Genomic DNA, 9,228 nt, shown 5'->3' on the forward strand with positions numbered 1-9,228 from the left:
CGTGATGTACCGGAGTGGTGCGGTTCGGGGGTGGCCCGTTATCCGATTTTGACATGACTGCCCCCCTGCACGCCTCCGTCCGAATGGCAAGATGCCGTCATCACACAGGGTCGCGACACTCGAAGACGTGTGTTGATCCGGCCCCGTCGGCAACTCTCTCCACTCTCTCCACCCGCCGGAGGAATCCACCATGACCGCAAGCACCATCCGTCGTACGACCGCCACCCGCTCGCGGCTGGCCGCGGTCGGCTCGATCGCGGTCGCAGGCGCCCTGCTGCTCACCGGCTGCGGTGACCAGACGGGAAGTGACGGCGGTTCGGACACCTCCGACGCCCCCTCCACGGCAGCGGCCCCGCTGGCCGACCGGCTGCCCCAGGAGATCCGCGACGCGGGCGTCATCAAGGTCGGCTCGGACATCGCGTACGCGCCGGTCGAATTCAAGGACGAGGCGGGCAAGACGGTCGGCATCGACCCGGACATAGCCGCGGCGATGGGCAAGCAGCTCGGGGTCACCTTCGAATTCGAGAACGGCACCTTCGACACCCTGATCACCGGTCTGCGCTCCCAGCGCTACGACATCGCCATGTCCGCGATGACCGACACCAAGGACCGCCAGGAAGGCATCGACTCCGACACCGGCGACAAGGTCGGCGAGGGCGTCGACTTCGTCGACTACTTCACCGCGGGCGTCTCGATCTACACCGAGAAGGGCGACGACCAAGGCATCAAGACCTGGTCCGACCTGTGCGGCAAGACGATCGTGGTGCAGCGCGGCACGGTCTCCGACGACCTCGCCAAGGCCGAGGCCGAGAAGTGCCCGGCGGACCAGAAGCTCACCATCGAGGCGTTCGACAACGACCAGCAGGCCCAGACCCGGCTGCGCGCGGGCGGCGCCGACGCCGGTTCCTCCGACTTCCCGGTCGCCGCGTACGCCGTGCAGACCTCCGGCGACGGCGAGGACTTCCAGCTGGTCGGCGAGCAGGTCGAGGCGGCGCCGTACGGCATCGCGGTCGCCAAGGACGACACCGAGCTGCGCGACGCGCTCAAGGCGGCCCTGGACGCGGTGATCGCCAACGGCGAGTACGCGAAGATCCTGGAGAAGTGGGGCGTCACCGACGGCGCCGTCACCACCGCCACCATCAACGGCGGCAAGTGACCGCGGGCGCGGGCGGGCACTGAAAGGCACCACGCGTGACTGTTGACATCGACAAGAAGGACGGCCCGGCGGGACCCACCCCGTCGGCCGGACCGGGGGCCATCAAGGCCATCCCGGTCCGTCACTACGGGCGCTATGTGGCGGCCGTCGTGGCCCTCGCCCTGCTGGGCTCCCTCGTCTACGCGTTCTCCCAGGGCAGGATCAACTGGGGCGCGATCCCGGACTACTTCTTCGACGACCGGATCCTCGTGGGCGTCGGCAAGACCCTGCTGCTGACCGTGCTGTCCATGGCGATCGGCATCGTCGGCGGCGTCCTGCTCGCCGTCATGCGGCTGTCGAAGAACCCGGTGACCTCGAACATCGCCTGGTTCTACATCTGGTTCTTCCGGGGTACGCCGGTCCTGGTGCAGCTGGTGGTCTGGTTCAACCTGGGCCTGGTCTTCGAGTTCATCAACCTCGGCCCGTTCTACCGGGACGAGTGGTCGGACTTCATGACCCCGTTCCTGACCGCGCTGCTGGGCCTCGGCCTGAACGAGGCCGCGTACATGGCGGAGATCTGCCGCGCCGGTCTGCTCTCGGTCGACGAGGGCCAGACGGAGGCGTCGCACGCGCTGGGCATGAGCCAGGCCAAGACCCTGCGCCGGATCGTGATCCCGCAGGCGATGCGGGTGATCGTGCCGCCGACCGGCAACGAGGTCATCAACATGCTGAAGACGACCTCCCTGGTGTCGGTCGTCCAGTACTCCGAGTTGTTCCGGGTCGCCCAGGACATCGGCCAGACCTCGGGCGCCCCCGCCGAGATGCTGTTCCTCGCCGCGGCCTGGTATCTGCTGATGACCTCGATCTTCAGCGTCGGCCAGTACTACCTGGAGCGGTACTACGCGCGTGGCTCCAGCCGCCGGCTGCCGCCGACCCCGTGGCAGAAGGTCAGGACGCAGTTGCTCTCGTTCAGCCGCCCGAAGGGAGGCACGGCATGACACGCGAGTCCGGCGTGCCCATGGTGAAGTCCGAGGGCGTGCACAAGTCCTTCGGTCCCATCGAGGTGCTCAAGGGCATCGACCTGGAGGTGGCGTCCGGCGAGGTGTTCTGCCTGATCGGCCCGTCCGGCTCCGGCAAGTCCACCTTCCTGCGCTGCATCAACCATCTGGAGCAGATCAACGCCGGGCGGCTGTACGTCGACGGCGAGCTGGTCGGCTACCGGCAGAAGGGCGACAAGCTCTACGAGCTGAAGGACAGCGAGGTCGCGCTCAAGCGCCGGGACATCGGCATGGTCTTCCAGCGCTTCAATCTGTTCCCGCACATGACCGCGGTCGAGAACATCATGGAGGCCCCGGTGCAGGTCAGGGGCGTCGACAAGGGCTCGGCGGGACAGCGGGCGATGCATCTGCTGGAGCGGGTGGGGCTCGCCGACAAGGCCAGGAGCTACCCCTCGCAGCTCTCCGGCGGCCAGCAGCAGCGCGTCGCCATCGCCCGCGCGCTGGCCATGGAACCCAAGCTGATGCTGTTCGACGAGCCGACCTCGGCCCTGGACCCGGAACTGGTCGGTGACGTCCTCGACGTCATGCGCGATCTGGCCGAGTCCGGCATGACGATGATCGTCGTCACCCATGAGATGGGCTTCGCCCGCGAGGTCGGCGACAGCCTGGTCTTCATGGACGGCGGCGTGGTCGTGGAGTCAGGCAACCCGAGGGACGTCCTGACCGACCCCCAGCACGAACGGACGAAGGCCTTCTTGTCGAAGGTGCTCTGAAGGTGCCCTGAAGGTGCCCCGAGGGACGTACGGCACCACGAGGATTTACGACGTACGACGTACGACGAAGGGGCGGTACGAGATCTCCGTACCGCCCCTCGCCGCAGGCGGGCCCTGTTTGCGGGCCCTACCCGCGGGCCCTACTTGAGGGCGAGCAGCAGCGTGTCCGAGGGCGAGCACCACACCGCGCGCGCCTCGCCGAACCCGGCCTCGCGCAGTACCCGGGCGTGCCAGGCGGCGGAGGGCATGTCCCCGTCGGCGTGGTCGCCGTAGATCTCGAAGCGACGGGCGGTGGGTGCGGCGAGGACCGGGTCCTGGGCGGCGAGCCGCCACCATTCGGCCCAGTCGACGGCCCCGTCGTTCTTGGCCTGTTCCATGCGCTCGTGGCGCAGCGCGCGCTCGGCGGCGTTGATCCGGGGGGTGGTCTCGTCGATCATGTGATCGGCGTTCAGGTATACGCCGCCGTCGCGGACCAGCTTCGCGACCTGACCATAGAGAGCCGCCAGGGGCTCCTGGCGCAGCCAGTGCAGGGCGGTGGCGGTCAGGACGGCGTCGTAGGAGTCGTACGGCAGGGTGGTGGGCCAGTGCGGGTCCTTGAGGTCGGCGGTGACGAAGGTGACCCGGTCGTCGTCGGCGAAGGTGCCCTCGGCGATGGCGAGCAGGGCCGGGTCGAGGTCGATGCCGGTGCTGACGGCGCCGGGGAAACGGTCGAGGAGGCGGGCGGTGATGGAGCCGGTGCCGCAGGCGAGGTCGAGGACGCGGGGGGTGCGGCCGACGGTCGCCTCGACCATGTCGAGCATGACCCGGAAGCGCTCCTCGCGGTCGGGCATGTACCACTCCTGCTGGCGGTCCCAGCTGTGCTGCCAGCCCTGCCAGTCGGTCCCGGCCGCGGTGGTGTCCGTCATCGATGCCCTCCGTCGCATACGCGTACGCCCAACCTTGGTAATACCCTGAAAGCACGACCGGCCATTACCCCGACCGCATCACGACAATAAAGCCCCTCCGTAAGGACTACAAGTGGAACTGGCCTATTACTCGGATTACGCGGTGCGGCTCGTGAACAGCGAGGAGCCGGAGCGCGGCAAGGACACGCTGACCTCGGTGGAGGCCGTGCGCGAGCTGTTCGGGGCCAATCAGTCGGCGGCCCGCCGCGCCACGGACGCGGACGTGACGCGCTTCCGGGCGGTGCGCGCCAGGCTCCGCGCGGTCTTCGAGGCGGCGGACGCGGGCGACGAGACCCTCTCGGTCGACCTGCTGAACTCGCTCCTGCTGGAGTTCCCGGTCAGCCCGCAGATCTCCGGCCACGACATCCGCGACGACGACGGCCGCCCCCTGTGGCACATGCATCTGGCCGACCATCCGTCGAACGCGACGGCGGGGTACGCGGCCATCGCGGCGATGGGTCTGGCCTTCCATCTCACCGAGCACGGTGTGGACCGGCTCGGCCTGTGCGAGGCGTCCCCGTGCCGCAACGCCTACCTCGACACGTCCACCAACCGCTCCCGCCGCTACTGCTCCGACCGCTGCGCCACGCGGGCGAACGTCGCCGCCTACCGGGCCCGCAAACGCCTGGAGGCCGACCGGACGGACAAGACGGGCCGGGCCGCCGACACCCCCCAGCGCAGCACCGCGAACGGCGCCCGCTGACCCGCGGGGAACGGCCGGTACCGGAACCGGACCCGCCCCAGCACCAGCTCCTCCGGGACGACCCCGTAGTCCGTGCTGTCCCCCCCGGCGAACGCGTTGTCCCCCAGCACCCACCACCCGCCCTCGCGTCGCTCGGCGGCCCGCTTGACGACCAGCAGGTCCTGCTGGAACGGATGCCGCAGCACGATCACGTCACCGACCCTGATCCGGGCGCCGTAGTGCACCACGAGACGGTCCCCGTGCCGCAGCGTGGGCACCATCGAGGGCCCGGTCACCTCGGCCAGCCCGAAGGGCAGCACAACCCCTCGGCGCTCGCCCTCCTGCGACAGTTCCGGCATCCCGGCACCTCCCCGGTCCGATCCTCCACCAGTCTCAGTCTGACCCCGGACTTTTGTCCTAAGCCCATGGGGGCACCCGCGAAAACCCGTCCCTCAGGGAGTAATGTCCCACCTGAGAAGACGATCACGAGGGAGGAATGCTCCATGCTTTCCCGCCTATTTGCCCCCACGGTCAAGGTCAGCGCACACTGCGACCTGCCCTGCGGCGTGTACGACCCGGCCCAGGCCCGCATCGAGGCGGAGTCGGTGAAGGCCGTGCAGGAAAAGATGGCCGCCAACGACGACCCGCACTTCCAGGCGCGTGCCACCGTCATCAAGGAGCAGCGCGCGGAGCTGGCCAAGCACCACGTCTCCGTCCTGTGGAGCGACTATTTCAAGCCCCCGCACTTCGAGAAGTACCCCGAGCTGCACCAGCTCGTGAACGAAACCCTCAAGGCCCTCTCCGCCGCCAAGGCCTCCACGGACCCGGCGACCGGCCAGAAGGCCCTGGACCACATCGCCCAGATCGACAAGATCTTCTGGGAGACGAAGAAGGCCTGACGCCGATCCGTCGCGCCTCGATCACAGGCAAGAGCCCAAGAGCCAGGGCCGGGACAGCACCCTATGGACCAGCTGCCCGGCCCTGGCTGTGCCCGCGTTCAGTGAAATCCCGGCACGATCAGATAGATCCCGTACGCCACCACCGCCGCGCACGCGGCGAAGCACAGGCCCGCCTGGGCGGCGCCCATGAGGGAACCGACGTCGCCCCGGTCACGGGACTCCCCCCGGTCACGGGACTCCCCCCGGTCACGGGACTTCTCCTGGTCACGGGACCCGCCCCGCTGACCAGCCCCGCCCCGCTGACGCGATTCCGTGGCGCGGGACATCCCGAGGACGCCCAGGGCGAAGACGGCGACCACGGCCACCGTGACGCCGAGGCTCACTGCGGCGACCTCCCCCAGTGAGCTCCAGTTCAGATGCATCGGACGACGCTCCTTCCATGAAGGCGGCGGATCAGGCGACGTCGGAGACCTTCTCGCGCGGGGTCGCGCGGACGCCGACCTCGTGGGTGTCGTTGACGTTGTGCGCGTGGACCGGGTTGCGGCGGGCGAGCAGCACGATGCCGAGCGCCAGCGCGGCCCCGACCAGCGCGACGACGACCGTGCCCACGTCTCCGCCGTGCGTGACCACGCTCGCCGCGAGCCCGCCGACCAGCGCCGCCGCGGGCAGCGTCACCAGCCAGGCCAGCGCCATCCGCCCGGCGACGCCCCACCGCACCTCGGCGAGCCGCCGGCCGAGTCCGGCACCGAGGATGCTGCCCGAGGCGACCTGAGTGGTGGACAGGGCGAAGCCCAGATGGGCGGAGGTCAGGATCACCGCCGTGGACGCGGTCTCCGCGGCGAAGCCCTGCGGTGACTCGATCTCCGTCAGGCCCTTGCCCATCGTGCGGATGATCCGCCAGCCCCCGAGGTACGTACCCAGGCCGATGGCCAGCCCCGCCGACGCGATCACCCACAGCGGCGGACCCGCGTCGGGGCCCAGCGCACCGACCGAGATCAGCGTCAGCGTGATCACCCCCATCGTCTTCTGCGCGTCGTTCGTGCCGTGCGCCAGCGACACCATGGACGCCGACGCGACCTGCCCGATCCGGAACCCCCGCTTCACCTCACTCGCACGGGCCCGCGCGGTGAGCCGGTAGGCGAGGTACGTCGCCATCAGCGCCGCCAGCCCGGCCACCAGCGGCGACGCCAGCGCCGGTACGAGGATCTTCTCCACCACCGCGTCGAAGTTCACGCCGTGCGCCCCCGCCCCCACCCACACCGCGCCGATCAGCCCGCCGAACAGCGCGTGCGAGGAACTCGACGGCAGCCCGACCAGCCAGGTCAGCAGGTTCCACAGGATCGCCCCGACCAGCCCCGCGAACACCATCCCCGGAGTGACCAGGGAGTCGTCCACGATGCCGCCGGAGATCGTCCGCGCCACCTCGGTCGACAGGAAGGCACCCGCCACATTGAGGACACCGCTGATCAGGACCGCCGTCCTCGGGGCCAGCGCGCCCGTCGCGATGGAGGTGGCCATCGCGTTCGCCGTGTCATGGAATCCATTGGTGAAGTCGAAGGCGAGAGCCGTGACGATGACGACGGCCACGAGGAACGTGATGTGGTCCATTCGTCCGATGTAATCGGACGTCAGGCCAATCACCGCCCAAAGGGAAGCAAAGCCTCCGCCCGGATCGAAGCACAGGAAGCACAGGGGGCGCAGTCGCCACACCGCCCACCGCCTACGCTCCCGGTATGACCGTCCGCTGGACCCACGCCTTCATCGACCGGCCCGCCGACCGCTTCGACACCGCCTGCGCCTTCTGGACCGCCGTCACGGACACCCACCTCTCCGAACCGCGCGGTGACCGGGGCGAGTTCACCACCCTGCTGCCCGGCGCCGAGGGTGGTGCCGACGCCTGCGTCAAGGTGCAGGGCATCGCCTCCGGCCCCGGCGGCGCCCATCTCGACTTCGCCGTCGACGACGTGGCCGGCTTCACCGCGCACGCGCTGCGGCTCGGCGCGCGGATCGCCGCCGCGCACGACGGATGGACGGTACTGCGCTCCCCTGCGGGCCGGCATTTCTGTGCCGTGCCCTGGCACGGGGAGTCGGCCCGGCCGCCCGTGGTGCGCGGCAGCCGGCTGGACCAGGTGTGTCTGGACGTCCCGCCATCCTCGTACGACACCGAGGTCACGTTCTGGACCGCGCTGCTCCCCGGCTGGGCGTCGGCGGCGAGCCCGCTGCCGGAGTTCCATGTGATCGTGCCTCCGCCGGGGCTGCCGATCCGCGTCCTGCTCCAGCGCCTGGACACCGACCGGCCCGCCACCGCCCACCTCGACCTCTCCTGCACGGACATCGAGGCCACCGCCACGGCCCACGAACGGCTGGGCGCGACCCGGGTGTCCCGCCAGCGGTACTGGACGGTCATGCGCGACCCGGCCGGCGGCCTCTACTGCCTGACCGGCCGCGACCCGGAGACGGGCGCACGCCCCAAGGCCACCTGACGACGACGCCAACTCGCCGACCCGTCCCCCACCCGTCCGCTACCCCGCTACCCGTCTCCCACCCGCGTCCCCCACCCGTCCCCTTCCCCTCCGCTACCCGGACGGTTCCGCCCCCAGCCGAGCCGCCCGCGCCCGCAGATAACGCTGCTCGGGCAGGCTGAGCGTCCGCGCGGCGGCCGACTCATAGGCGGCGCGCGCCTCCTCGTACGCCCCCGCCCGCTCCAGCAGATGCCCGCGCACCGCGTCGATCCGGTGACCCGGGTCCGGGCCCAGCGCGTCCAGCGCCGCGAGCCCCGCCTCCGGGCCGTCCGCCATCGCGACGGCGACCGCGCGGTTCAGCCGCTCGACCGGGCCGGGCACCAGGCGGACGAGGATGTCGTACAGGCCGAGGATCTCCCGCCAGTCGGTCGCGGCGGCGGTCGGCGCCTCGTCGTGGACGGCGGCGATGGCCGCGCGCAGTTGGTACGGCCCCGGACGGCCCCGTTCCAGCGCCCGGGTGATCAGCTCGACCCCCTCCTCGATGGCCGCCTTGTCCCAGCGCTCACGGTCCTGCTCGTCCAGCGGGACGAGGTCGCCGTGCGGTCCCGTACGCGCCTCACGGCGGGCGTCGGTCAGCAGCATCAGCGCGAGCAGCCCGGCCACCTCGGCGTCCTCGGGCAGCAGCCGATGCACGGTACGGGTCAGCCGGATCGCCTCTCTGGCCAGTTCCCGGCGCTGGAGGCGCGGCCCGGACGTCGCCGTATAACCCTCGTTGAAGATCAGATAGAGGGTGTGCAGCACGGCCGGGAGCCGGTCCGCCCAGGCCTCGGGGCGCGCGAAACCGACCCCGCGCACCTTCCGCTTGGCCCGGCTGATCCGCTGGGCCATGGTGGCCTCGGGCACCAGACAGGCACGGGCGATCTCGGCCGTGGTCAGCCCGCCGACCGCGCGCAGGGTGAGCGCGATCTGCGCGGGCGCGGTCAGCTCGGGGTGGCAGCACAGGAACAGCAGCGTGAGCGTGTCGTCCTCGCGCGGCGCGCGCTCCGCGCCGGGCGGCGGGGCGGTGAACGCGTCCCGCGGCGCCAGCGCGGCGGCCCGCTCCTCACGCCGCCGCCGCGCCTCCTCGCTGCGCAGCGCGTCCGTCAGCCGCCGCGCCGCCACCTTGATCAGCCAGCCCCGGGGATTCTCCGGAACCCCCCGCTCCGGCCACTGCCCGGCCGCCGCGATCAGCGCCTCCTGGACGGCGTCCTCGGCGGCGTCGAAATGCCCGTACCGCCGCACCAGCGCGCCGAGGACCGCGGGACTCAGGTCACGGGCGGCGCGCTGGGCGGCGAG

At 70.8% G+C, this 9,228-nt stretch carries 11 protein-coding genes; 6 read left to right on the forward strand and 5 right to left on the reverse strand.

From position 1 onward, the window contains the following. Positions 1 to 190: 190 nt before the first annotated feature. The 3 genes from ACFXAZ_RS24735 to ACFXAZ_RS24745 are packed head-to-tail and all read left to right on the forward strand — an operon-like array spanning position 191 to position 2,906. Positions 191 to 1,156: an ABC transporter substrate-binding protein gene (locus ACFXAZ_RS24735; RefSeq protein WP_384595232.1), complete on the forward strand. Its 966-nt coding sequence runs from the start codon at positions 191 to 193 to the stop codon at positions 1,154 to 1,156. 35 nt (positions 1,157 to 1,191) lie between these two features. After that, a complete protein-coding gene (locus ACFXAZ_RS24740; protein ID WP_384595235.1) occupies positions 1,192 to 2,133 on the forward strand; it encodes an amino acid ABC transporter permease in 942 nt (313 codons plus the stop codon). Then, on the forward strand, positions 2,130 to 2,906 hold the full coding sequence (locus tag ACFXAZ_RS24745; protein ID WP_384595238.1) for an amino acid ABC transporter ATP-binding protein: 777 nt from the start codon (positions 2,130 to 2,132) through the stop codon (positions 2,904 to 2,906). The genes ACFXAZ_RS24740 and ACFXAZ_RS24745 overlap by 4 nt, the downstream gene beginning before the upstream one ends. Positions 2,907 to 3,046: 140 nt before the next feature. Here ACFXAZ_RS24745 and ACFXAZ_RS24750 read toward each other — a convergent pair whose 3' ends face one another. Further along, on the reverse strand, positions 3,047 to 3,811 hold the full coding sequence (locus ACFXAZ_RS24750) for a class I SAM-dependent methyltransferase (protein WP_384595241.1): 765 nt from the start codon (positions 3,809 to 3,811) through the stop codon (positions 3,047 to 3,049). 112 nt (positions 3,812 to 3,923) lie between these two features. On the opposite strand from ACFXAZ_RS24750, the gene ACFXAZ_RS24755 reads away from it, so the two are divergent. Then, positions 3,924 to 4,553: a CGNR zinc finger domain-containing protein gene (locus tag ACFXAZ_RS24755; protein ID WP_382692911.1), complete on the forward strand. Its 630-nt coding sequence runs from the start codon at positions 3,924 to 3,926 to the stop codon at positions 4,551 to 4,553. Here ACFXAZ_RS24755 and sodX read toward each other — a convergent pair. Continuing rightward, positions 4,457 to 4,891 (reverse strand): nickel-type superoxide dismutase maturation protease, encoded by a 435-nt coding sequence (gene sodX, locus ACFXAZ_RS24760; protein ID WP_382692912.1) that lies wholly within the window; start codon positions 4,889 to 4,891, stop codon positions 4,457 to 4,459. The two genes, ACFXAZ_RS24755 and sodX, sit on opposite strands and share 97 nt — an antisense overlap. 144 nt (positions 4,892 to 5,035) lie before the next feature. On the opposite strand from sodX, the gene sodN reads away from it, so the two are divergent. Beyond that, positions 5,036 to 5,431: a superoxide dismutase, Ni gene (gene sodN / locus ACFXAZ_RS24765; RefSeq protein WP_382692913.1), complete on the forward strand. Its 396-nt coding sequence runs from the start codon at positions 5,036 to 5,038 to the stop codon at positions 5,429 to 5,431. Positions 5,432 to 5,529: 98 nt separating this feature from the next. Here the strand turns inward: sodN and ACFXAZ_RS24770 are convergent, their stop codons facing one another. Both ACFXAZ_RS24770 and ACFXAZ_RS24775 read right to left on the reverse strand, forming a co-directional pair. Next, complete coding sequence (locus ACFXAZ_RS24770; protein WP_384595246.1) at positions 5,530 to 5,853, reverse strand: hypothetical protein; 324 nt, start codon at positions 5,851 to 5,853, stop codon at positions 5,530 to 5,532. 31 nt (positions 5,854 to 5,884) lie between these two features. Continuing rightward, complete coding sequence (locus tag ACFXAZ_RS24775) at positions 5,885 to 7,039, reverse strand: anion permease (RefSeq protein ID WP_384595249.1); 1,155 nt, start codon at positions 7,037 to 7,039, stop codon at positions 5,885 to 5,887. A gap of 125 nt (positions 7,040 to 7,164) precedes the next feature. On the opposite strand from ACFXAZ_RS24775, the gene ACFXAZ_RS24780 reads away from it, so the two are divergent. Next, entirely contained in the window at positions 7,165 to 7,914 is a 750-nt protein-coding gene (locus ACFXAZ_RS24780; protein WP_384595252.1) for a VOC family protein, read from the forward strand. A 93-nt stretch (positions 7,915 to 8,007) separates the two neighbouring features. Here the strand turns inward: ACFXAZ_RS24780 and ACFXAZ_RS24785 are convergent, their stop codons facing one another. Further along, the gene (locus ACFXAZ_RS24785) at positions 8,008 to 9,201 is read right to left on the reverse strand and encodes an RNA polymerase sigma factor (RefSeq protein ID WP_384595322.1); all 1,194 of its coding nucleotides are present in this window, start codon (positions 9,199 to 9,201) and stop codon (positions 8,008 to 8,010) included. Positions 9,202 to 9,228 lie beyond the last annotated feature (27 nt).

The organism is Streptomyces sp. NPDC059477 (assembly GCF_042749375.1).
In the GTDB taxonomy this organism is placed as follows: Bacteria; Actinomycetota; Actinomycetes; order Streptomycetales; family Streptomycetaceae; genus Streptomyces.

Bases quoted from the DNA above. Each gene is read 5' to 3' on its own strand.
- ACFXAZ_RS24735 (WP_384595232.1), top strand. From the start codon at position 191: ATGACCGCAAGCACCATCCGTCGTACGACCGCCACCCGCTCGCGGCTG.
- ACFXAZ_RS24745 (WP_384595238.1), top strand. From the start codon at position 2,130: ATGACACGCGAGTCCGGCGTGCCCATGGTGAAGTCCGAGGGCGTGCAC.
- ACFXAZ_RS24750 (WP_384595241.1), bottom strand. From the start codon at position 3,811: ATGACGGACACCACCGCGGCCGGGACCGACTGGCAGGGCTGGCAGCAC.
- sodX (WP_382692912.1), bottom strand. From the start codon at position 4,891: ATGCCGGAACTGTCGCAGGAGGGCGAGCGCCGAGGGGTTGTGCTGCCC.
- sodN (WP_382692913.1), top strand. From the start codon at position 5,036: ATGCTTTCCCGCCTATTTGCCCCCACGGTCAAGGTCAGCGCACACTGC.
- ACFXAZ_RS24770 (WP_384595246.1), bottom strand. From the start codon at position 5,853: ATGCATCTGAACTGGAGCTCACTGGGGGAGGTCGCCGCAGTGAGCCTC.
- ACFXAZ_RS24775 (WP_384595249.1), bottom strand. From the start codon at position 7,039: ATGGACCACATCACGTTCCTCGTGGCCGTCGTCATCGTCACGGCTCTC.
- ACFXAZ_RS24780 (WP_384595252.1), top strand. From the start codon at position 7,165: ATGACCGTCCGCTGGACCCACGCCTTCATCGACCGGCCCGCCGACCGC.